Source organism: Tardiphaga sp. 839_C3_N1_4 (assembly GCF_051811045.1).
GTDB lineage: Bacteria > Pseudomonadota > Alphaproteobacteria > Rhizobiales > Xanthobacteraceae > Tardiphaga.
The window spans coordinates 494,545-517,299 of sequence record NZ_JBPWQD010000001.1 but is presented as its reverse complement, the minus strand read 5'-3'; the positions used below and the strand labels follow the sequence as shown (position 1 = coordinate 517,299).

Here is a 22,755-nt window from a genome sequence, read left to right as displayed (position 1 = left end):
TTTCTCTTTCTTGATCGCAAAAAAATGCGGCGCGCGATGATCGCGCGCCGCATTCAAAACGTAAACCGGCAAATATCAGGCAGTGATCTTCGCCAGCACTTTGTCGAATGCTGCAGCTGCGCTGTCGAGATCCTTGAACGACAGACCGCCATCGGCCGACTGCTTCTGCGCCGCCGTTGCCGTCGGGCGGATTTCAGCCACTGGCTTGCCACCGTCGAGCATCGTGAGCGGCGCGATCACCTGAAACTCATGTGCCTCGATCGGCTGATCCTTCAGCAGAAACACGCTGAGCGACGCGATATCGGTGCCGCGGCGATAGGAGATGTAGCGATCCACTGCGACCGAGCCATCGCGCTGCATGCCGCCGAGCTTGGCATGGCCATCGGAGCCGAGCAGCTTGTGCGCCTTGAAGCCCTTCACGCCTTCGGACTTCGCCTTGGCGGTCGCTTCGGAGAGATCGTATTTCTCGGCCATCGCCTTGCCGACGGTTGCGAGTTCCGCCGACATGTCATGCTCGAACTGCTTGGCCTCGCTGCGCGGCTGGCCGATCCTGCGCGGCTTGTCGGCATTACGCTTGGCGAGCTCGGTAGTGCAAAGCTCAACCAGCGCCGTGACCTCGCGGCGTGTGGCGTTCTCACGCAGGTTTTTCAGTTGCGCGGTGTCGAGAGCCGCAATGCGTTCGTCCGTCCATTCAATGGCCATAGTATCCAACGTTCTTTTCTGCGGGTGTTACTTCGACGCGTGACAAGGTCATTGTCGAAAATGAGCATCACAACGCGACACGGAGCCAAGCTCCGCGGCCGGGTTCGTCCGGCCCTGGAAATCCATATCGGGACATCCATAGCCGACAGCGCACGTGACGCGCGAACAATAGCGCGTTTTCGCCGATCTGTGGGGCTCAATTTAGGCAGCGATGCCTATGCGGCACTGCGAAAGTGCCTGAGATCACGCATATAGTTAAGCGCCGCCCGGATAGTTCGGGCTTTCGCGGGTAATCGTCACGTCATGCACGTGACTTTCGCGCAGTCCGGCACTGGTGATGCGGACGAATTCTGCCTTGTCGTGGAATTCGGTCAGCGTCTTGGCCCCGACATAGCCCATGGCGGCGCGCAGGCCGCCGGCGAGCTGATGCATCACATTGGCCACCGGGCCCTTATAGGGCACCTGGCCCTCGATGCCTTCCGGCACGAGTTTGAGCGTGTCCTTGATGTCCTGCTGGAAGTAGCGATCCGCCGAGCCGCGGGCCATGGCGCCCACCGAACCCATGCCGCGATAGGCCTTGTAGGAACGGCCCTGCCACAGGAACACTTCGCCGGGGGTTTCGTCGGTGCCCGCGAGCAGCGAGCCGACCATGGCGATGTCGGCGCCGGCAGCGAGCGCCTTGGCGAGATCGCCCGAGAATTTGATGCCGCCGTCGGCGATGATCGGAATGTTGTGCTTCTTCGCGGCTTCCACCGCATCCATGATCGCGGTGAGCTGCGGCACGCCGACGCCGGCGACGATGCGTGTGGTGCAGATCGAGCCTGGGCCGATGCCGACCTTGATCGCATCCGCACCCGCATCAATCAGCGCCTGCGCACCTTCGGTGGTGGCGATGTTGCCGGCGATCACCTGCACGGAGTTCGAAATCTTCTTGATGCGCGTCACGGCTTCCAGCACGCGCATGGAATGACCATGCGCGGTGTCGACAACAACGACATCGACGCCCGCATCAATCAGACGTTCGGTGCGCTCGAAACCACCCTCGCCCACGGTGGTCGCAGCGGCGACGCGCAGACGTCCCTGCGCGTCCTTGCTGGCCAGGGGATGCGCGACGGCCTTGTCCATGTCCTTCACGGTGATCAGGCCGACACAGCGATACTGGTCATCGACGACCAGCAGCTTCTCGATGCGATGCTTGTGCAGCATGCGCTTGGCTTCATCCTGGCTGACGCCTTCGCGCACGGTCACGAGATTCTCGTGCGTCATCAGTTCGGAAATTTTCTGGTTCGGATTGCTGGCGAAGCGCACATCGCGATTGGTGAGAATGCCGACCAGCTTGCCGGGGACGTCCTTGCTCGCACCGGTGACGACGGGAATGCCGGAGAAGCCGTGCTCGCTCATCAGCGCCAGCGCTTCGGCCAGCTTGGCGTCGGGACCGATGGTGAGCGGATTTACCACCATGCCGGATTCGTACTTCTTGACCTGGCGCACCTGGGCAGCCTGGCCCTCCGGATCGAAGTTGCGGTGGATCACGCCGAGGCCGCCGGCCTGCGCCATGGCAATCGCCATGCGGGCCTCGGTGACGGTATCCATCGCCGAGGCGATGATCGGAATATTGAGCGGAATGGCACGGGTGGCGAGGGAGCGGATATCGGCGTCGGAAGGCAGGATGTCCGACAGGCCGGGCTTCAGCAGAACGTCATCGAACGTGTAAGCTTCGCGGATCTTCTGAACGACTGCCATTGCCAACTCCATGCGGCGACCTCGGGATCGCGGTAGAAACCTCTGGATGCACCAATTCGACGGCGGCGCAGGACACCGTCGTCGAATCTGAACCCATAAGTAGGATTGGCGGTGGTCGATAGCATGCTGCTGCGCGAAATCAAAGCGTTTGGCTGCCATGCACAGGGATTTTAGGCGTTTTCGGCCTTCAGCCGGGCGGGCGCAGTCACGGATGATTTAGGAGGTATTCGGCCTCTCGCAATAGCCCACGCCCCGGCAGGATGTTAAAGCGCCCGCAGCTTGGGCACTCGTAAGAATCATCAATAATTTCATGAATAAAGAACGCCTGATCCCGCTCATCGTCGCCTCCGCTTTGTTCATGGAAAACATGGACTCCACGGTGATCGCGACCTCGCTGCCGGCCATCGCCGCCGATATCGGCACCAGTCCGCTCACGCTGAAGCTGGCGATTACCTCCTATTTGCTCTCGCTCGCGGTATTCATTCCGGCCTCCGGCTGGACCGCCGACCGCTTCGGCGCACGCGCCGTGTTCTCCATCGCCATCGGCGTGTTCATGATCGGCTCGATCGGCTGCGCGCTGTCGCAATCGGTCACGCATTTCGTCATCGCCCGTATCATCCAGGGTCTCGGCGGCGCCATGATGACGCCGGTCGGACGCCTCGTGCTGCTGCGCTCCATCGACAAGAGCGCGCTGGTCAGTGCCATGGCGTGGATGACGGTGCCGGCGCTGATCGGCCCGGTGATCGGCCCGCCGCTGGGCGGTTTCATCACCACCTACTTCTCGTGGCACTGGATCTTCCTGATCAATATCCCGATCGGCTGCCTCGGCATCTATCTGGCGCTGCGCTTCATCGATCCCATCCGCTCGGAGGATCCGGAGCGCTTCGATCTGCTGGGCCTGGTGCTGGCCGGCGTCGGCCTCGCCGGCATCGCCTTCGGCCTCTCGGTCGCCGGCCTCAATCTGCTGCCATGGCCGATCGTCGCCGCACTGGTCGGCATCGGCACGATGTCGATGACCCTCTACGTGATCCACGCCCGGCGCACCGCGTCCCCGGTACTGGACTTCTCGCTGATGCGGCTGGTGACCTTGCGCGCCGCAATCATCGGCGGCTTCCTGTTCAGGCTCGGCATCGGCGCGTTGCCTTTCCTGCTGCCGCTGTTGATGCAGGTCGGCTTCGGCCTGTCGCCGTTCCAGTCGGGCATGGTGACCTTCGGCTCGGCGGTGGGCGCGATGGGCATGAAGACGCTTGCAGCGCGCATCATTCGCGCCTTCGGCTTCCGCAATGTGATGACCGTCAACGCCGTGGTGAGTTCGGTATTCCTCGCCGCCTGTGCGCTGTTCACGGTGACCACGCCGCTGATGCTGATCCTGATTATCCTGGTGGTCGGCGGCTTCTTCCGCTCGCTCGAATTCACCGCGATCAACACGGTTGCCTATGCCGAGGTGGAGACGGCGCAGATGAGCCGCGCCACCACGCTGGTCAGCGTCAACCAGCAGCTGTCGATCTCCGCCGGCGTCGCGATCGGTGCATTCTCTGTGGAATCCACCATGCTGATGCGCGGCATGACCGAATTGTCCGCGGCCGACTTTGCACCGGCCTTCCTCGTGGTGTCCGTGATCTCGGCAGCCTCGGCCTGGTTCTTCTGGCAGATGCCGGACGACGCCGGCCACGAAATCTCCGGCCGCAAGGTGATCGATATCGCCAGCCGCAAGGGCGAGGCAAAAGCCGCGGTCAAGGCGGCCAGCGAAGGCACCGCAGATGCAAGGGATCAGAAGCTGGGGTGAGTTGTGACGCGCTCGCAATGGGCCATAGGTCTCGCCACGATCGTCCTCACGATCATCGCCGGCGTCATGTCGTTCGATTATGTGAACAGGCGATTTCCGCCGAAGCCCGCGCCCGTTGAGCAGGTGACCGCGCAGGATGCCAAAGAGCAGACCGATCCGGCTGCCGCTAAAACACCGCCGGCCTGCGTCGAGCGTGATGGATCCTGGCGAAACTGGTCATGGCCGAATGTGCCGATGCTGTCGCCGAAATGCGAGAGCGCGAAGTAAATCATCCGACCGTAAGATGACGAGAGCCGACAGATCGCCCAAGGCGCGCCCTGTCATAAACTCCCCGCGCCCATCACCTTAAGCTGTCATTTGCAATTAAAGACCAATCGGTCCATATATCACTAATGGAACATCATTCCCCTGTGCGGTTGCCGCGCGGCCGCCCCCGAGGCTTCGACACGGAAGCCGCCATCGAGCGCGCCATGAACGTGTTCTGGTCGCGCGGCTATCATGCCACGGCGCTTCCGGACCTTCTTCAAGCGACGAACCTCTCGCGTGGCAGTCTCTACGCCGCCTTCGGTGACAAGCGCGGACTCTTCCTGCGCGCGCTCGATCGCTACATTGCCGACGCCCTGCTACGGATCGACATCGAACTCGACCCGCGTGGCGCGCCAGTCGCTGGCCTGCGGGCCTACCTTGCCGGTTACGTCGATCGGACGAGTGGCGCCAATGGTCGCCGCGGATGCCTGCTGGTCGCGACAGCCATGGAGTTGGGTGGCCGCGACCCGGAAGTCGATCGCCGCATCGGCAGCTTTTTCAAAGCTATGGAGGCCAAAGTAGCGAATGCGCTGTCGCGCGCGAAGGCCGCAGGCGAGTTGGCTCATGGTGTCGAGCCTGCAAGCGCGGCGCGACTGCTCGTTTGCTTCGTCGAGGGGCTGCGTGTCGTAGGTAAAACGCGTCCGACACGAAGCACATCGCAAGCCACCGTTGACGCTCTTCTCGAACGCTTCAGCAGGTAACGCGTCAAGGCGCTGCTTTTGAACGCACCTATATCTGGACCGAACAGTCTTGAATGGAAAGTGTCATGTCGCTCATCCAGATTGTCTGCGCGGTGATGGTGCCCTTGCTTTGGGGTTATCAGTTCGTGGTCATTAAGGTGGGCATTGTGGAATTTCCGCCGCTCTTCTTTCTTGGCCTGCGCTTTCTGGCTATGGCATTGCTGCTCGTTCCGTTCGTCAAAAGGCCTGCACGTCAGGAGCTCAGCCCTGTCGCCGCGATCTCGGTCTTTCTTGGTGGGCTGAACTTCGGCCTCTTCTATGTCGGCCTCGGGCTCGGCTCCGGAAGTATTTCGGCCGTCGCATATCAACTCGCCACGCCCTTCACCATCCTGTTGGCTTGGCCGCTGCTCGCGGAGAGACCGTCTCTCGTAACGTCTAGTGGGGTGTTGCTGGCATTTCTCGGCGTGGTCGTGCTTGCAGCGGGGCCTGGTCTGTCTGCAAACGCTATTCCGATTCTGCTGGTGGTCGGGGCCGCACTCGCCTTCGCGGTCGCCAACGTCTTAACGAAGCGGCACGGACCCTTTGACCCCTTGATGTTGACGGGGTGGTCCTCTCTCTTCACGGTGCCACAGGTGATGCTGATGTCGTCTGTCCTTGAAGATGGACAATTGACGTCCCTCGTCACGGCGGATGAACGTGGTTGGCTCGCGCTCGCCTACACCATTTTCATCGGAGGAATTGTTGGATTTAGCCTTTGGTTCTGGCTCATCACTCGCTGCACCATGGGCCGCGTGGCGCCATTCGGTTTGCTTCTTCCGGTCTTTGCCCTGATTTCAAGCGTGCTGTTCCTTGACGAGCATATCACTCCAACGTTGATTGTCGGGGCGCTGCTCGCCATCTCCGGTGTTGCCATCACACAAGTGAGATCGAGCGCTCTAACAAATCGGACTTAGAGTCGCGTATGCGCTCACGACCTAGTTGTCGTGCTCACCGAGCCGGTGATCGCCTGCCACGCCGCGAAAACCCATCGCCAGCACGTAGCGTTCCGAGGAGTCCTTGCGGCTCGCAGCCGGCTTCACATGTTTCACCGTCGCGAAGTCGCGCTTCAGCTGCGTCATCAGCGTGGCGTCGGCGCCGCTCTGGAACACCTTGGCGACGAAGGTGCCGCCGGGCTTGAGCACGTCGGCGGCGAAGGCTGCCGCATCCTCGACGAGGCCGACGATGCGGAGCTGATCGGTCTTGCGATGGCCGGTGGTGTTGGCGGCCATGTCGGACATCACCACGTCGGCGAGACCGCCCATCATCGCCTTCAATCTGTCGGGCGCATCATTGTCGAGAAAGTCCATCTGGGCGAAGGTCACGCCGACGATCTCCGGCATTTCCAGCAGATCGATGGCCACCACCTGCCCCTTGCCCTCGGCCGAGCCGACGCGCCGCGCCGCGATCTGGCTCCAGCCGCCAGGCGCAGCGCCGAGATCGACCACCGACAGGCCGGGCTTCAGGAAGCGGTACTTGTCGTCGATTTCGATGATCTTGTAGGCCGCGCGCGACCGCAGGCCGTCCTTCTTGGCCTGCTGCACATAGGGGTCATTGAGCTGGCGGTCGAGCCAGAGCTTCGACGACAGCTTCATTCTGCCGGCGCTCTTGACCTGGATCCGCAGGCGTCCGGTGGTGTCTTTGGCCATGGTCTCGTGCTTGCTTTCAGCTATTCGCGTTTCCCTTAGCACGGCATGGCAGGAAACCCGAATATTCGCTCTGAATCGGGGAAATCGGGCTCAGGAAACCCGGATCGCGCCGTCCTCGCGCATCATTTCCACCAGCATGCCCTCGCGCAGCCCCCGATCGGCCACGCGCAGCCGCGGCAGCGGGAACGCGTTGCGGATGGCGTCCAGAATGGCGCAGCCGCACAGCACCAGATCGGCACGATCCGGGCCGATGCACTGATTGGCCGCGCGTTCCGCATAGGTCATGTCGAGCAGCCTGGCGATGGTCTCGTCGAGCTCGGCATTGCTGAGCCAGATGCCGTCGATGCGGCGGCGGTCGTAGCGCGCCAGCCCCTGATAGACGCCGGCCAGCGTGGTCACGGTGCCCGAGGTACCCAGCATGTGCATGCCGTCGAGATCGCCGGCATGTTCGGCGGCGAACGGCGCCACGTGTCTGGCGACCTCCGCAATCATCTGCGTGTAGCTGTCCCGGGTCACGTGCTTGCCGCCGAATTTCTCGGCCAGCGTCACCACACCGAGCGGAATAGACATCCACGCCTTGATCAGCGGTTTGCCCGAGGGATCATGGGGATCGCGTTCGATACGCACCAGTTCCGATGAGCCGCCGCCGATATCGAACAGGATGGCGCCGCGGCCCTGCGGATCGATCAGCGGCGAGCAGCCGATCACAGCCAGGGCCGCTTCAGTCTCGCGATCGATGATCTCCAGCGTAATGCCGGTCTCGCGCGCTACCTGGTCGAGAAACGCGTCCGAATTCGAGGCCGCCCGGCAGGCTTCGGTCGCGATCAGCCGCAGCCGCTGTGCGTCCCGCGCGCGGATCTTGTCGCGGCAAATGCTGAGCGCCGAAATCGCCCGGGCAATCGCCGCGTCGCTGATGAGGCCGGAGGTCGAGACGCCCTCGCCCAGCCGGATGATCCGCGAAAACGAATCGACCACGCGAAAGCTGTCGCCCGTGGGACAGGCGATCAGGAGACGGCAATTATTGGTTCCGAGATCGAGCGCGGCATAGGTGTTGGCGCATGCGGCTTCGCGCCCGCCGTCGGCCAATGCCGCAACCAATCCCTGCACACCCTCGCCCGGCCCGTGGCCGCCGCGAAGCCGCGTGTCATCATCCATTCAATCTGTCTTTCCGCGACCGTTCCGGCCGACGTGGAAATATCTTTCACGGAAAGTTTAGCAGGGCACAGGATCAGCGCAACCTTGGCGCACCCCCATGCCCAATCGTCCGTTGTCGTACAGGTCACGCTGCCTTATCTCAGGGATCTACAGGGGCGCGCCCCCGCGCCAAATCCTGGAATCATCCACATTTGATGGATTCATCATGCAAGATTTTACCGGCTCGCCCGTCGATAACGCCATCGCCATGCAGAAATACGGGGTCGGCCAGCCTGTCCGCCGCAAGGAGGACGACACCCTCGTCCGCGGCAAAGGCAAATATACCGACGACCTCAACCTGCCCGGCCAGCTCTATGCCTGGATCGTCCGCAGTCCCCATGCCCATGGCGTGATCCGCGGCATCGATACCGAGGCTGCCAAGGCGATGCCGGGTGTCCGCGGCGTCTGGACCGGCCAGGATCTCGAAGCCGCCAATTATGGCCCCTTCACCTGCGGCCTGCCGCTCAAGAGCCAGGACGGCACCCCGCTATTCCAGACCAATCGCCATGCGCTGATGACCGACAAGGTGCGCTATGTCGGCGACCCCGTCGCCTTCGTGGTGGCTGAAACAGTCGCGCAGGCGCGCGACGCCGCCGAAGCCGTCGTCCTCGACATCGACGCCCTGCCCGCCGTCACCGATTGCGAGGCCGCAACCAAGCCCGGCGCGCCTGTTCTCTACGATCACATCCCGAACAATGTCGCGCTCGACTATCACTATGGCGACACCGCTGCCGTCGAGGCCGCCTTTGCGTCGGCAGCGCATGTCACCAAGCTCGATATTGAAAACACGCGCGTCGCGGTGGTTTCGATGGAACCACGCTGCGCGCTCGCGACTTACGAAAAATCCGGCGGCCGCTACGTGATCCAGGTGCCGACCCAGGGCGTCGCCGGCAATCGCAACACACTCGCCAAGCAGCTCAACGTCGCGCCCGACAAGGTCCGCATCCTCACCGGCAATGTCGGCGGATCGTTCGGCATGAAGAACATCAGCTATCCTGAATATATCTGTCTGCTGCATGCCGCGAAGGAACTGGGCAAGCCGGTGAAGTGGCTCGACGAGCGCTCCTCCAGCTTCCTGTCCGACAGCCACGGCCGTGCGCAGGATATCCATGCCGAACTCGCCCTCGACAAGGACGGCAAGTTTCTCGCCGTGCGCCTGAAAGGCTATGGCAATCTCGGCGCCTATATCACCGGCGTATCGCCGAGCCCGCTGTCGCTCAACACAGGCAAGAACCTCGCCAGCGTCTACAAGACGCCGCTGCTGTCGGTAGACATCAAATGCGTGCTCACCAACACCACGCTGATGGGCGCCTATCGCGGTGCCGGGCGCCCCGAGGCCAACTACTTCATGGAGCGGCTGATCGACCGCGCCGCCGACGAGATGGGCATCGACCGCTTCACGCTGCGCAAGCGCAACTTCATCAAGCCATCGCAATTGCCCTTCGCGGCCGCCTCCGGCGTCACCTATGACAGCGGCGATTTCCAGGGCGTGTTCGAGAAGGCGCTGGCAATTTCCGATCACGCTGGCTTCGCCAAGCGCAAGAAGGACAGCCGCAAGAATGGCAAGCTGCGCGGCATTGCGGTGGGTTCCTATCTCGAAGTCACCGCGCCGCCGTCAGGCGAACTCGGCAAACTGACCTTCGGCGATGACGGCACCGTGACGCTGACCACCGGCACACTGGATTACGGCCAGGGCCATGCCACGCCATTCGCGCAGGTGCTGTCGGCGCAGCTCGGCGTGCCGTTCGACGCCATCCGGCTCGAACAGAACGACAGCGATCTCGTCCGCATGGGCAACGGCACCGGTGGCTCACGCTCGATCACCGCATCGGGCCAGGCCATCGTCGAAGCCTCGGATCTCGTCATCGCCAAAGGCAAGGCTGCCGCCGCGCATCTGTTGGAAGCGTCCGAAGCCGACATCGAATTCAAGGCCGGCCGTTTCACCATTGCCGGCACCGACCGTTCCATCGACATCATGGAACTGTCGCAGCGTGTGCGCGAGGGCAAGATGCCGGACGGCGTGCCCTCCTCGCTCGACGTCGACCACACCTCATCGGACGTGCCATCGACCTTCCCGAACGGCTGTCATGTCGCCGAAGTCGAGATCGATCCCGACACCGGCGTTCTGACCATCGTCAATTACGCGGCGGTCAATGACTTCGGCACCATCGTCAATCCGATGATCGTCGCCGGCCAGTTGCATGGCGGCGTGGCCCAGGGCATCGGCCAGGCGCTGATGGAGAAAGTCAGCTACGACGCGTCGGGCCAGCCGATCACCGGCTCCTTCATGGATTACGCCATGCCCCGCGCCGGCGACATTCCGCTGATGCTGGTCGGCGATCATCCCTCGCCTGCAACCACCAACCCGCTGGGCACCAAAGGCTGCGGCGAAGCCGGCTGCGCGGGCTCGCTCTGCACCATCGTCAATGCGGTGGTCGATGCGCTTAGCGATTACGGCGTCACGCATATCGACATGCCGCTGACCTCGGAGCGCATCTGGCGCGCCATCCAGGACGGCAAGCAGAGCAAGGCGGCGTAAGCCAGACCGTCTCAACAGAAAGCCCCGCGATCACATCGCGGGGCTTCTTTGTGTCGTCTATGCTGACGCGCCGTGACCGACAGCACCCCTAGCTCTTCGTCCCGTATTTTCGCGCGAAATCCCGCCCGGAGCGCGCGATGCAGACCGCAGCCTGGCTCTGATACATCGAGCCCTCGTTCTTCTCCGCGATCTTGTCGCATTTCGCGCGCGCCTTCTCATAGGCGGCCTTGGTGGCGGCGACCGCCTTGGGGAGAAAGCGCGGTTCGCATTTCGACAGCACGATGGTGGACAGCGCATTATCCCCGGACGAACCGAGCGCACAGAGCTCCAGAATCCGGTATGCGCCTTCGCAGCTGAATTCGGTTTTCATCGCGGCGATGATCGCCTGGTGGAGACCGCCGGCTTTGCTGATGGCGGCCTCGGAGACCGGGCATTGCTCGGCGGCCAAAGCCGATGCGCTGCAGGCCACAAACATTCCGATGGCTACGAGACTATGACGAAAACGAACCCGACCATGGGGCAACGGCTGCATGTGGTCCTACCTGATCAAACGTAGAAAGAAAAATCCCGCGGCTTGCACCGCGGGATTTTCGCATTCGGCATCGCGGCCGTCTAGTGCGCGAGGATCGCCAACAACAAGAGCGCCACGATATTGGTGATCTTGATCATCGGGTTCACCGCGGGGCCTGCCGTGTCCTTGTAGGGATCGCCGACGGTGTCGCCGGTGACGGCAGCCTTATGGGCGTCGGAGCCCTTGCCGCCGAAATGGCCGTCCTCAATATACTTCTTGGCATTGTCCCAGGCGCCGCCGCCCGAGGTCATCGAGATCGCCACAAAGAGACCCGTGACGATCACGCCGAGCAGCATGGCGCCGACCGCCGAGAACGCCGCCGACTTGCCGACCGCACCACCGCCGGCAATGGCGTAGATGATGAAGTACACCACGATCGGTGACAGCACCGGGAGCAGCGACGGGATGATCATTTCCTTGATCGCTGCCTTGGTCAGCAGATCCACCGCGCGGCCGTAATCCGGCTTGTCGGTGCCCTGCATAATGCCCGGCTTCTCACGGAACTGACGACGCACTTCCTCGACGATGGCGCTGGCCGCGCGGCCCACGGCCGTCATGCCCATCGCACCGAACAGGTAAGGCAGCAGACCGCCGAACAGCAGGCCGACCACCACATACGGATTGGTCAGCGAGAAGTCCGGCAGCACATCCTTGAAGTACGGATACTTCGCGGCATTGGCGATGAAGAATTTGAGGTCTTCATTGTAAGCCGCGAACAGCACCAGTGCGCCGAGGCCAGCCGAGCCGATGGCATAACCCTTGGTCACCGCCTTGGTGGTGTTGCCGACCGCGTCGAGCGCGTCGGTGGCCTTGCGGACCTCCTTCGGCAGACCGGCCATTTCGGCAATGCCGCCGGCATTGTCGGTGACTGGACCGAAGGCGTCGAGCGCCACGATCATGCCGGCCAGCGCCAGCATCGTCGTGGTGGCGATCGCGATACCGAACAGGCCCGCCAAGCTGTAGGTGACGAGAATGCCGGCGATGATGACGATTGCCGGCCCGGCCGTCGACTCCATCGAGATCGCCAGCCCCTGGATCACATTGGTGCCGTGACCAGTAACCGACGACTGCGCGATGGACTTCACCGGACGATAGTCGGTGCCAGTGTAGTATTCGGTGATCACGATGATCAGCGCCGTGACAACGAGGCCGGCGACGCCGCATTCGAACAGCGCCAGACCCGTATACTTCACGCCTGCCAGCGGACCGAAACCGATCAGCCAGTAGATCACGGCGGCAACGCCGAACAGTGACAACACACCGGTGGCGATCAGGCCCTTGTACAGCGCGCCCATGATCGATTGGCTGGCACCGAGCTTGACGAAGAACGTGCCGGCAATCGAAGTCAGGATGCAGATGCCGCCAATGGCGAGCGGCAGCGTCATCATGTTGACCAGCAATGGCGAGCTCGCGAAGAAGATCGCGGCCAGAACCATGGTGGCGACCGCGGTCACCGCATAAGTCTCGAACAGGTCGGCGGCCATGCCGGCGCAGTCGCCGACATTGTCACCCACATTGTCGGCGATCGTTGCCGGGTTGCGTGGATCGTCTTCGGGAATCCCGGCTTCGACCTTGCCGACGAGATCGCCACCGACGTCAGCGCCCTTGGTGAAGATGCCGCCGCCGAGACGCGCGAAGATCGAGATCAGCGACGCGCCGAAGCCGAGCGCCACAAGCGCATCGATCACGGTGCGGCTGTTGGCAGCGAGACCGAGAAAGTGCGTGAGATAAGCGAAGTAGATGGTGACGCCGAGCAGCGCCAGACCCGCCACCAGCATGCCGGTAATGGCACCCGCCTTGAAGGCGAGTTCGAGGCCGCCGGCCAGCGAGATTGTCGCCGCCTGCGCGGTGCGGACATTGGCGCGCACCGAGACGTTCATGCCGATGAAGCCGGCTGCGCCCGACAACACGGCACCGATCAGGAAGCCGAAGGCAACGAGCATGCCGAGAAAGTAAGCCAGCAGCGCGAAGATCACGACGCCGACAATGCCGATGGTGAGATATTGTCGCTTCAGATAGGCCTGTGCGCCCTCTCGCACGGCCTCTGCAATTTCCTGCATCCGTGCGTTACCCGCATCGGCCTTCAACACAGAACTCGTCGCCCAGATCGCGTAAACGATCGACAGTGCCCCGCAGAGCACGATCACCCACAATGCTGTCATGGAATCTGCCTCAGTCCTTCCTGCCCGGCGCCTTGTTATTTGGCGCATAAAAAGGAGGCCTGCCCAGCACGTGAGGACGGCCTCTCGTTTGATGAGCATGGCAAAATCGGTATCGGCGTGCAACGCTGCCAATGGGCTAATGCAGGATTTTTGGAGGGGCTCTTAACCTCCCCCCCATCTTGCGCGGGGAGAGGTCGAAAGCCGCGCAAAGCGCGGGTTCGGGTGAGGGACATGGCAATGGCCCCTCCCTTGGTCGGCAGCTTCGGATCGTTCCGAACCAGCAACAGCATTACTTGGTCAAACCGCGTGCCCCGCCCCTCACCCGCCGCGACCTCTTCCCGCGCAAGATGCGGGGAGAGGTTAGGTCCGCGCTTGCGGGAACGGTGAGGCTAGTCAGAAGTGGCTGTAGGACAGGCGCTTCAACACGATGTCCCTGCCCGCCTGGTCGACGAAGCACGGCGATGACGCACCTGCAACAATCGTCCCGATGACCGCGACCCGCACGCCCGCCTGGTGCGCGGCCTGCACGAAACCGGTCGTGCGATTGTCTGGAATGGTGCAGAGGACTTCGTAGTCGTCGCCGCCGGCAACGACCGCTTCGAGACCGATCACACCGCGATCCAGCAGTGCTGCCGCCGGATCCGACAGCGGAATAGCCGATGCATCGATGACGGCGGACACACCCGAAACGGCACAGAGCTTGGCGAGATCGCCAGCCAATCCGTCGGAGACATCGATCGACGCCGTCGCGAAATCGCGCACCGCCAATGCGAGCGCGTTGCGTGGCTGCGGCACGCGATAGCGTGCCACGAGCGCGTCATGCGCGTTACTGTCACTGGCCAGCGCCGCCGCGACCGCGCCGCCTTTCAGCGCCGCAAGGCCAAGCGCGGCATCGCCGATCGTGCCACTCACGACCACGCGGTCCCCCACTGCCGCGCCGTGGCGGCGGACCATCTTGCCCACCGGAACGCGTCCGAAGGCGGTGACTGAGACCATCAGCGGCCCCGGCGTCGAGACCGTATCGCCGCCGAGCAATGCGCAGCCGAATGTTGCGATGTCTTCGCCGAGACCGCGCGCGAACTCCGCCAGCCACGCCTCGTCATGTGTCCGCAGCGCCAGCGTCAGCACAAAGCCGGCAGGCACCGCGCCCTTGGCGGCGAGGTCGGAGAGGTTCACTCGCAGCGCCTTGCGCGCGATGGTGTCCGGGGGATCGTCGGGGAGAAAGTGCACGCCCTCGACAATGGCGTCGGTGTTGACGACGATATCCTCGCCGTCGGCCTTGAGCACCGCGGCGTCGTCGGTCAGGCCGAACGCGCCGGGATCACGCGCAAGCGGCTTGAAGTAGCGCGCGATCAGGGTGTCTTCGCCGGATGCGTTGGACCCGGCTGACATGGTCAGTGTCCTGCGCGCGAAAACTCTTCCGCGCGAAATTGCCGGGCGATCTGGTCGAGCACGGCATTGACCATGCCGGTCTCGTCGCCTTCGACGAAGGCATGCGCGACATCGACATATTCCGACACCACGACGCGGCCGGGAATGTCCTTGCGATGTTCCAGCTCATAGGCGCCGGCGCGCATCACCGCGCGCAGGATCGCCTCGATCCGCTGCAGCGGCCAGCCCCTGGAGAGCGCGTCGTCGATCAGCGGATCGAGCTTGTTCTGATCGCGCACCACGCCGGACACGATGTCGCGGAAGAACGCCTCCTCCGCGGGGAGATACTGGTCGCCCTCGATCTCGCTGCCGAGCCAGAAGCTCTCGAACTCGGCGAAGACGTCGTTGATGCCGGAGCCGCCCACATCCATCTGGTACAGCGCCTGCACGGCGGCGAGACGCGCAGCGCCACGACGGTTGGCCTTGCGATCGCCTTTCGGCACGGGCTTCTTGAAGTCGGCTTTCTTGTCAGCCATCACTCAGGCCTTCGCCAGACGGCGCATGATGCGCAGCACGGACAGCGCGGCGCGGGCCGCGTCCCCACCCTTGTTCAATTCGCCGGCGCGCGCGCGCGCCCAGGCCTGCTCGTCGGTATCCACCGTGATGATCCCATTGCCGAGAGGCAGCCGCAGATCGACGGACAGATCCATCAGCCCGCGCGACGACTCCATCGAGACGATCTCGAAATGGAACGTCTCGCCACGTACCACGCAGCCGAGCGCGATTGCCGCTTCATAAGGCTTGCCGCTTTTCGCGGCAGCATCGACGGCAATCGCGATGGTCGAAGGAATTTCCAGCGCGCCCGGCACCGTCAACACGTCGTAACTGACGCCGGCTGCCTTCAGCTCAACGATCGCGCCTTCCAGCAGCGCATCCTGAATGTCGTCATAGAACCGCGCCTCGACGATCAGGACGCGCGCGCCCGTGATGTCGGTCTGGTCCTGCAAATGAGCGCGTCGCGCGTCTGCCATATCTCAACCTGTTAAAAACGTTGAACATCTCCAAGAATGAAGATTGTCAACAACGCGTGTTTGTAGTCGTCGCGGGCAGTGAAGCCAAGGGCAATACTTGGCAATTTAGCGCCGTCATGCCCGGCGCATGCCGGGTATCCACGTCTTGGCCGCAAGGAAGACGTGGATGGCCGGGATAAACCCGGCCATGACGACCGAGGGGACTGCGTTAGGTCATCTCGCTCAGCCGCGCCGCATAGCGGGCCATCAGGTCGACCTCGATATTGACCTCGGCGCCTGCTTCCCACGCCTTGCCCAGCGTGGTGACGCTCAGCGTGTGCGGAATGATCAGCACGGCGAACTGGACGTCATCGACGGTATTCACCGTCAGCGACACGCCATCCAGCGTGATGGAGCCCTTGGTGGCGATGAAACGCGCCAGTTCGCGGGTGGTGCGGAAGGTGATCCGCGCCATGTCCGGCAGGTTCTCACGCGACACGATGGTGGCGATGCCGTCGGCATGGCCGGCAACGATATGGCCGCCGAGTTCGTCGCCGATCTTCAGCGCGCGCTCGAGATTGAGCCTTGTGCCGAGCTTCCAGTGCTTTGCCGTGGTCATGCCCAGCGTCTCCGCTGCGGCGTCGACGTCGAACCAGGTTTTGCCATTCGCCACGCCAGAGCCGACCACCGTGAGGCACACGCCGTTGCAGGCGATCGAGGCGCCGTCGGCGATGGTGGTCTGGTCGTAGTCGCAGAGAATGCGCAGCCGGTGCAGCTGGCCTTGCGCCACTTGCGTAAGGCTCTCGATCTCGCCGATGTCGGTGACAATACCGGTGAACATGTTCATCTCTTTCTATATCTCAACACACCCCAACCTCATTCTGAGGAGCGGCCTCTTGGCCGCGTCTCGAAGGATGGCCGCAGGCTCGAGCCCCGGCCATCTCATGGTTCGAGACGGCGCTGCGCGCCTCCTCACCATGAGGGGCGGAGCTAGACAGTGGCCCGCTCGTAAATCGTCAGAGTGTCGCGCTCGATCGTCTCGCTAGCATGCTGCACGAAATCCGGCGACCCGGTGATCGCCGATAGCGGCAATGCGTCCAGCGCGGCGATGCCACCCTCGCCGATCTCCTTGGGCCCGCGAAACAGCCAGACCTCGTCGACCAGCGCCGCAGCCACGAAGGACGACGCGACTTTCGCCCCGCCTTCGACCAGCAGCTTCGTAATGCCCTTCTCCGACAAGCTATGCAGCACGGCCGGCAAATCCAGCCCCGGCGGAGGTGCTGTGGTCGTCGGCACACGCAGCACCTGCGCGCCGGCTGCGCCGAGCGCCATCGCAGCCGGAGCTTCAGAGAGGCTCGATGTCATCAGCCAAAGCGGCGTTGTGCGCGCCGAATGCACGAGCTTGCTGTTACCGGACATGCGCAGCGCACGGTCGAGCACCACGCGGATCGGCGAGCGCTTCATCATGCCGGGCAGACGACAGGTCAGTTCGGGATCATCCGCCAGCACGGTGCCCATGCCGACCAGCACAGCGTCGCATTGCGCGCGCAGCAGATGCACGCGCGACCGCACCATCTCGCCGGTGACGGCGACAGGCTTGTGACCGGCTGCCGCGATCTTGTCGTCAGGCGACACCGCGAGCTTCAACACAACATGTGGACGCTTGTCGCGCACGCGGCGGAAATGCCCGGCGTGATCGCGCGCGGCTTGTTCGGCGCAGAGCCCGACATCGACCCTGATGCCGGCGGCGCGCAGCCGCGCATGGCCTTGGCCCGCCACGTCCGGATTGGGATCTTCAATTGCGGCAACGACGCGCGCAACGCCCGCAGCGACGATCGCATCGGCACAAGGCGGCGACTTGCCGAAATGCGAGCACGGCTCCAGCGTCACATAGAGCGTGGCGCCGCGTGCGGCCTCGCCCGCCTGCGCCAGCGCGACAGGCTCGGCGTGAGGACGTCCGCCGGGCTGGGTCCAGCCACGGCCGATGATCACACCGTCTTTCACGATGACCGCGCCGACCGCGGGATTGGGCCAGGTCTGGCCCTGCCCGCGCCGGCCAAGCGTCAGCGCAAGCTGCATGAAGCGCAGGTCGGTGGCTTTCGCGTCAGCAGATTTTTGAGCGTATTGATCTTCCAGGATACGGAAGATCATTTTCGAATGACCACCGGCCGGCCGTCGTCATCGGCATGCAATTCGCCCAGCACCGCCTCGAAATCCTTGGCCTCGCGAAAATTGCGATAGACCGAGGCGAAGCGCACATAGGCGACGTCATCGAGCCCGCGCAGATGCTCCATCACGATCTCGCCGATGGTCTCCGACGAAATCTCCGCCTCGCCGCCGCTTTCCAGCTCGCGCACGATGGCCGAGACCATGGTCTCCACCCGCTCCGGATCGACCGGGCGCTTGCGCAGACTGATCGACAGCGAGCGCACCAGCTTGTCGCGATCGAACGGCACGCGGCGGCCGTTGCGCTTGATCACCGTGAGTTCGCGCAGTTGCACGCGCTCGAAGGTGGTGAAGCGAAAGTTACAGGCGACGCAGACGCGCCGCCTGCGGATCACGGCGGAATCTTCCGCGGGACGCGAGTCCTTCACCTGCGTATCGAGGCTATTGCAGTTCGGACAGCGCATTCCCAACAACCTTCCAGACACTCGTTCCTGCGCGACCTTCTGACCGCGCAGGCCTCCACTTGGTAGCAGGCTTTACTGATAGATCGGGAAACGATCCGTCAGCGCCTTGACCTTCTCCTTCACGGCCGCTTCGACCAGCGGCGCACTGCCGTCGCCGGACTGCGCCACAGCACTCAGCACTTCGGCGATCATCTCGCCGGTTGCCTTGAATTCGGCAATGCCGAAACCGCGCGTGGTCGCCGCAGGCGTGCCGAGACGGATGCCCGACGTGATCCACGGCTTTTCCGGATCGAACGGCACGCCGTTCTTGTTGCAGGTGATGCCGGCGCGAACCAGCGCCTTCTCCGAGACGTTGCCCTTCAGACCCTTCGGCCGGAGGTCAACGAGCATCAAATGGTTATCGGTGCCGCCCGAGACAATGTCGTAGCCCTGCGCGCGCAGCGTTTCGGCCAGCGCCTTGGCGTTCTCGACGACGTTCTTCGCATAAACCTTGAAGTCCGGCTGCAGCGCTTCCTTGAAGGCCACGGCCTTCGCCGCGATGACATGCATCAAGGGACCGCCCTGCAGACCCGGGAAGATCGCCGAGTTCAGCTTCTTGTGCAGCGCCTCGTCATTGGTGAGGATCAACCCGCCGCGCGGACCGCGCAGCGATTTGTGCGTGGTCGTCGTGGTGACATGGGCATACGGCACCGGAGAGGCATGAACGCCACCGGCGACGAGGCCGGCGAAATGCGCCATGTCGACGAGCAGATAGGCGCCGACGCTGTCGGCGATCTCGCGGAAGCGCTTGAAGTCCCACGAGCGCGAATAGGCCGAGCCGCCGGCGATGATCAGCTTCGGCTTCACCACTTCGGCCTGCTTGGCGATCGCATCCATATCGAGGATCTGATCGTCCTTGCGCACGGTGTAGTGCACCGGCTTGAACCACTTGCCGGACATGTTGACAGGCGAGCCGTGGGTGAGATGGCCGCCGGCCGCGAGGTCGAGACCCATGAAGGTATCGCCCGGCTGCAGCAGCGCCAGGAACACAGCCTGATTCATCTGGCTGCCGGAATTCGGCTGCACATTGGCGAATTGGGCGCCGAACAGCTTCTTGGCGCGCTCGATTGCGAGGTTCTCGGCGATATCGACGAATTCGCAGCCGCCATAATAGCGCGCGCCCGGATAGCCCTCGGCATATTTGTTGGTCATCACCGAGCCCTGCGCTTCCATCACGGCGCGGCTGACGATGTTTTCCGACGCGATCAGCTCGATCTCGTGACGCTGGCGACCGAGTTCACCCTTGATCGCCTCGGCAATCTCGGGATCGGCCTGGGCAAGCGTGGCGGAGAAGAACGAGTCGGGCGCGGAGCCGGTTTTGGCCGAAGTGGTCATAGGGCAATATCTCCACCGCCGCGGCCTTCTTTCGGCGTGCGGACGGTCACGAGTGGCGATCAGGAAACGGTGCCCCGAATACCATATCTGGCTGGCGGGGCCAAGGTTTTGCGGTTCGGGGCGCGATATTTAGGCAGTAGCGGCAAATGCGGCGATTGCACAAGCTGATCGGGCCTTGCAGGGTCAGATGGCCCTATTTCGCCAGCCGGTATGCCCCGCCTTTCTCGACGCTGCGCTGGAACGCCGGGCGGGCATGCATCCGGCCGATCCAGGCGGCCAGATCGGGATAGGCCTTGAGCCGGTCGAAGCTGCCGGCGACCTCGGCCACGAAGCTCATCTGGATATCCGCGCCGGTCAGGTTGTCGCCGACGAAGAACGCGCGGCCCTTCAGCGCCCGGTCGGCATAACCGAGATGCCGGACCATCTCGCTGTCGATCCGCGGCTGCAGCGGCGCCCCGGCCTCCTTCAGGCGGGACACGTAGAGATTGAGCATCAGCGGCAGCATCGCCGAGCCTTCGGCGTAATGCAGCCATTCGAGATAGGCCTCATACTCCGGAGTGCCCTCAACCGGCCTCATCGCGCCCTTGCCGTAGCGGCGGATGATGTAATCGACGACCGCTGCGGATTCCGCGATGGTCACATCGCCATCGACGATCACAGGCGACTTGCCGAGCGGATGCACCCCCTCCAGTTCCGGCGGCGCCAGCCGCGTCTGCGCATCGCGCTGATAGGTCTTCAGATCGTAGGGCGCGCCGAGCTCTTCCAGCAGCCAGATGATCCGCTGCGAGCGGGAGTCGTTGAGATGATGAAGCGTGAGCATGGGCGTGTCCTTGTCCCTGGGCCGATCTGTAGACCGTCGGCGTGAGAATTCTTCGAGGATTATTATTCGGAAGCCCCATCGATTGCGATGATACAGCGAGCGAGAAAATCTTCGGGGCCTTTTTCCGTGCTAGTTTTCCGGGAAGGCCACTGACTGCAATTGTGGAGAGGTTCGGCTCCCTTCCCCTCTGCACCAAGCCAAGCCGCCAACCTGAGGCCTATCGCAGGAGGTTGAGATGGACGATGTACGGGCCGCCCTGGAGCGTCATTGGACTGCATCGGACGCGAACGATTTCAATATCGAACATGACATCTACCATGAGGATGCGATACTTTATTACCCTCAATCGGGGGAGCGCATCCGCGGTCGGCACAACATTCAGATGAGCCGGCTTGTCCAGCCAAACGAGAAACGTTTTACGGTTCGGCGGATTATCGGCAGCGGCGAATTATGGGTCACCGAATTCATCCTGACCTATGACGGTATACCATCCTACGCGGTGAGCATCATGGAGTTCCGCGAAGGACGGGTGGCCAACGAAACGCAGTATTTCGCCGATCGGTTTGAACCTGCAGTCTCGCGCGCGCATCTTGTCGAGCGATAGTTCGAGGTCGCAGAACCGCGACGACAGCACTTCGATGAGCACGCGTGTGATGAGCGCATCGCGTCCCGCTCGTCATTCCGGCGCGCGACTAGCGCTTGCCGATCCACACCCGTCATTCCGGGGCGTGCGTCGCCGGCGAAGCCGGCAGAGCGCGAACCCGGAATCCCGGAATGTTCAGCGCAAAACATGTCGGGATTCCGGGTTCACGTGCGCGAAGACGCGCCCGCGCCCCGGAATGACGAGTATGGGGCGGGGTAGCACCCAAACATTTTTTCCTATATCTCATTGACATCATCCCTACAAGGTTTATATTCCCCATCGTCCTGCCCCACCGAGAGGGGCGATCGCGATCGTCACGTTCGCGGGGTGGGATGCGGTGGACGCCGGAGATGCGGCGTTACGCGGTTCATGGATGACGTCTGTCTTCGGGCAGGACGGATCTGCGCCAGCACTGCCACTGGCAAGGAGACGGCTGGCCTTGGGATGGAAAGACTCTCTGGACAGTGTGACGGACGACCAAGTCAAAACGCGTCCGGCTTACTCGCTTGAGGCTCCCTGTCCCTCCGCCGTGGGACCATCATTTTGGTGATCGGACCGTTCGCCAAGGCAAAGTGCAAGCAGGCTGAAAAAACACCGTATGCGGAACGTCGGGCACTCGCTCGGCGCCTCCGAAAGTCCTGATGCATTACCCCCTTGCGGAAGACCGCATCGCATCAGGCCCAAGGGTGCAACGGGCACCCGGCGTTCCGCACGCCCTCTCACAAGGGGGCGGGAATGCAAGAGACGACGGCGCCCCCGCGCCGCAAATAATGGGGGTGATGACGCATGTCTGACGAGCAGTGGCTGTTTGACAGTTGAATTGGAAATCACGTGACGCGCGCGCGCTCAAACCAAACGCCGTCATGCGCGGGCTTGTCCCGCGTATCCACGCCTTGGCGAAATCCACAATAAGACGTGGATGGCCGGAACAAGTCCGGCCATGACGATCGAGAGCGTAGCGTGAGATCGTATGACGGGTTTCACGAAGACGCTCGCCCCATCCTATGGCGACGAATCCTTCAAAGCCCGGTAAATCCAGCCTTCACCGGATCGTTGCTGCCATCGAGCTCACGCAGATAGGTCAAGCCGAACACCGTCAGCCGGTGCGGGTCCTTCTCGCCGCCGTCGAACAGCGATTGCACATAGTCGGTCACCTTGGTGCGAGCTTCGTCCGATGCCGCCTGGGTGCGGCTCATCATCAGGTCATAGGTGTGCATGATGCGGTCGATGGCAATCTGCATGTCGTCATTTTCCCCGTTGGACATCAGAAAACCGGCTACGCGGCTTCAGCCCGTGCAGCCTGGAATTGCGCGATCGCTCTGTTCGCAAGGCGAAGCTTGTTGTCTTCGCCGCGATGAAACATCCGGACGATGATTTCGAGCAGCCGATCATTGGTGAGATAAGTATCGGGGATCTCGCCGGACCTGCGCAGGTAGTTCGCAGCGATGGCATAGGCGTCGCCCACCGCCTCGACATTCATCACCTTCAGACCGCGTTCGACCAGCATGGCTTGATCCCTTCTGATGAAGCGATAAAGCG

General features: G+C 62.9%; 22 protein-coding genes. 6 read left to right on the top strand and 16 right to left on the bottom strand.

Going from position 1 to position 22,755, the window contains the following annotated elements; all coding sequences use genetic code 11:
* Positions 1–75 precede the first annotated feature (75 nt).
* Together AB8A38_RS02760 and guaB are read right to left on the bottom strand one after the other, a co-directional pair.
* Positions 76–702 (bottom strand): hypothetical protein, encoded by a 627-nt coding sequence (locus tag AB8A38_RS02760; protein WP_089263866.1) that lies wholly within the window; start codon positions 700–702, stop codon positions 76–78.
* 255 nt (positions 703–957) lie between these two features.
* Positions 958–2,445, bottom strand: coding sequence for an IMP dehydrogenase (gene guaB / locus AB8A38_RS02755; protein WP_439084894.1), 1,488 nt, complete (start codon positions 2,443–2,445; stop codon positions 958–960).
* A 310-nt stretch (positions 2,446–2,755) separates the two neighbouring features.
* On the opposite strand from guaB, the gene AB8A38_RS02750 reads away from it, so the two are divergent.
* From AB8A38_RS02750 to AB8A38_RS02735, 4 genes are all read left to right on the top strand, one after another.
* Complete coding sequence (locus tag AB8A38_RS02750; protein WP_439084893.1) at positions 2,756–4,231, top strand: MFS transporter; 1,476 nt, start codon at positions 2,756–2,758, stop codon at positions 4,229–4,231.
* Between the two features lie 3 nt (positions 4,232–4,234).
* On the top strand, positions 4,235–4,498 hold the full coding sequence (locus tag AB8A38_RS02745) for a hypothetical protein (protein ID WP_439084892.1): 264 nt from the start codon (positions 4,235–4,237) through the stop codon (positions 4,496–4,498).
* A 203-nt stretch (positions 4,499–4,701) separates the two neighbouring features.
* Positions 4,702–5,238 (top strand): TetR/AcrR family transcriptional regulator, encoded by a 537-nt coding sequence (locus AB8A38_RS02740; RefSeq protein WP_439084891.1) that lies wholly within the window; start codon positions 4,702–4,704, stop codon positions 5,236–5,238.
* Between the two features lie 65 nt (positions 5,239–5,303).
* On the top strand, positions 5,304–6,170 hold the full coding sequence (locus AB8A38_RS02735) for a DMT family transporter (protein WP_439084890.1): 867 nt from the start codon (positions 5,304–5,306) through the stop codon (positions 6,168–6,170).
* A gap of 21 nt (positions 6,171–6,191) precedes the next feature.
* Here the strand turns inward: AB8A38_RS02735 and AB8A38_RS02730 are convergent, their stop codons facing one another.
* Complete coding sequence (locus AB8A38_RS02730; protein ID WP_068730972.1) at positions 6,192–6,902, bottom strand: RlmE family RNA methyltransferase; 711 nt, start codon at positions 6,900–6,902, stop codon at positions 6,192–6,194.
* A gap of 90 nt (positions 6,903–6,992) precedes the next feature.
* Positions 6,993–8,057, bottom strand: a complete 1,065-nt coding sequence (locus tag AB8A38_RS02725) for a Ppx/GppA phosphatase family protein (protein WP_439084889.1) — start codon at positions 8,055–8,057, stop codon at positions 6,993–6,995.
* 205 nt (positions 8,058–8,262) lie between these two features.
* Here AB8A38_RS02725 and AB8A38_RS02720 point away from each other — a divergent pair, with 205 nt between their 5' ends.
* Positions 8,263–10,635: a xanthine dehydrogenase family protein molybdopterin-binding subunit gene (locus tag AB8A38_RS02720; protein ID WP_439084888.1), complete on the top strand. Its 2,373-nt coding sequence runs from the start codon at positions 8,263–8,265 to the stop codon at positions 10,633–10,635.
* Between the two features lie 88 nt (positions 10,636–10,723).
* On the opposite strand, the gene AB8A38_RS02715 is transcribed toward AB8A38_RS02720, so the two are convergent.
* The 10 genes from AB8A38_RS02715 to AB8A38_RS02670 all read right to left on the bottom strand — a co-directional run bounded on the left by AB8A38_RS02715 (position 10,724) and on the right by AB8A38_RS02670 (position 20,573).
* A complete protein-coding gene (locus AB8A38_RS02715; protein WP_439084887.1) occupies positions 10,724–11,110 on the bottom strand; it encodes a hypothetical protein in 387 nt (128 codons plus the stop codon).
* A gap of 137 nt (positions 11,111–11,247) precedes the next feature.
* Entirely contained in the window at positions 11,248–13,368 is a 2,121-nt protein-coding gene (locus AB8A38_RS02710) for a sodium-translocating pyrophosphatase (protein WP_231080398.1), read from the bottom strand.
* A gap of 393 nt (positions 13,369–13,761) precedes the next feature.
* Positions 13,762–14,760, bottom strand: coding sequence for a thiamine-phosphate kinase (thiL, locus tag AB8A38_RS02705; RefSeq protein ID WP_439084886.1), 999 nt, complete (start codon positions 14,758–14,760; stop codon positions 13,762–13,764).
* Between the two features lie 2 nt (positions 14,761–14,762).
* Positions 14,763–15,275 (bottom strand): transcription antitermination factor NusB, encoded by a 513-nt coding sequence (gene nusB, locus AB8A38_RS02700; protein ID WP_433993622.1) that lies wholly within the window; start codon positions 15,273–15,275, stop codon positions 14,763–14,765.
* Positions 15,276–15,278: 3 nt separating this feature from the next.
* Positions 15,279–15,770: a 6,7-dimethyl-8-ribityllumazine synthase gene (gene ribH, locus AB8A38_RS02695; protein WP_439084885.1), complete on the bottom strand. Its 492-nt coding sequence runs from the start codon at positions 15,768–15,770 to the stop codon at positions 15,279–15,281.
* A gap of 208 nt (positions 15,771–15,978) precedes the next feature.
* A complete protein-coding gene (locus AB8A38_RS02690) occupies positions 15,979–16,590 on the bottom strand; it encodes a riboflavin synthase (protein WP_439084884.1) in 612 nt (203 codons plus the stop codon).
* 149 nt (positions 16,591–16,739) lie between these two features.
* Positions 16,740–17,900, bottom strand: a complete 1,161-nt coding sequence (ribD, locus tag AB8A38_RS02685; protein ID WP_439084883.1) for a bifunctional diaminohydroxyphosphoribosylaminopyrimidine deaminase/5-amino-6-(5-phosphoribosylamino)uracil reductase RibD — start codon at positions 17,898–17,900, stop codon at positions 16,740–16,742.
* The gene (nrdR, locus tag AB8A38_RS02680) at positions 17,897–18,379 is read right to left on the bottom strand and encodes a transcriptional regulator NrdR (protein ID WP_315842579.1); all 483 of its coding nucleotides are present in this window, start codon (positions 18,377–18,379) and stop codon (positions 17,897–17,899) included. The genes ribD and nrdR overlap by 4 nt, the downstream gene beginning before the upstream one ends.
* Positions 18,380–18,451: 72 nt before the next feature.
* A complete protein-coding gene (gene glyA / locus AB8A38_RS02675) occupies positions 18,452–19,753 on the bottom strand; it encodes a serine hydroxymethyltransferase (RefSeq protein WP_439084882.1) in 1,302 nt (433 codons plus the stop codon).
* A gap of 193 nt (positions 19,754–19,946) precedes the next feature.
* A complete protein-coding gene (locus AB8A38_RS02670) occupies positions 19,947–20,573 on the bottom strand; it encodes a glutathione S-transferase family protein (protein WP_439084881.1) in 627 nt (208 codons plus the stop codon).
* A gap of 235 nt (positions 20,574–20,808) precedes the next feature.
* On the opposite strand from AB8A38_RS02670, the gene AB8A38_RS02665 reads away from it, so the two are divergent.
* A complete protein-coding gene (locus AB8A38_RS02665; RefSeq protein WP_439084880.1) occupies positions 20,809–21,177 on the top strand; it encodes a nuclear transport factor 2 family protein in 369 nt (122 codons plus the stop codon).
* A gap of 1,058 nt (positions 21,178–22,235) precedes the next feature.
* Here AB8A38_RS02665 and AB8A38_RS02660 read toward each other — a convergent pair.
* Positions 22,236–22,457, bottom strand: coding sequence for a hypothetical protein (locus tag AB8A38_RS02660; RefSeq protein ID WP_068732570.1), 222 nt, complete (start codon positions 22,455–22,457; stop codon positions 22,236–22,238).
* A gap of 35 nt (positions 22,458–22,492) precedes the next feature.
* Complete coding sequence (locus AB8A38_RS02655; protein WP_439084879.1) at positions 22,493–22,723, bottom strand: hypothetical protein; 231 nt, start codon at positions 22,721–22,723, stop codon at positions 22,493–22,495.
* Positions 22,724–22,755: the final 32 nt, after the last annotated feature.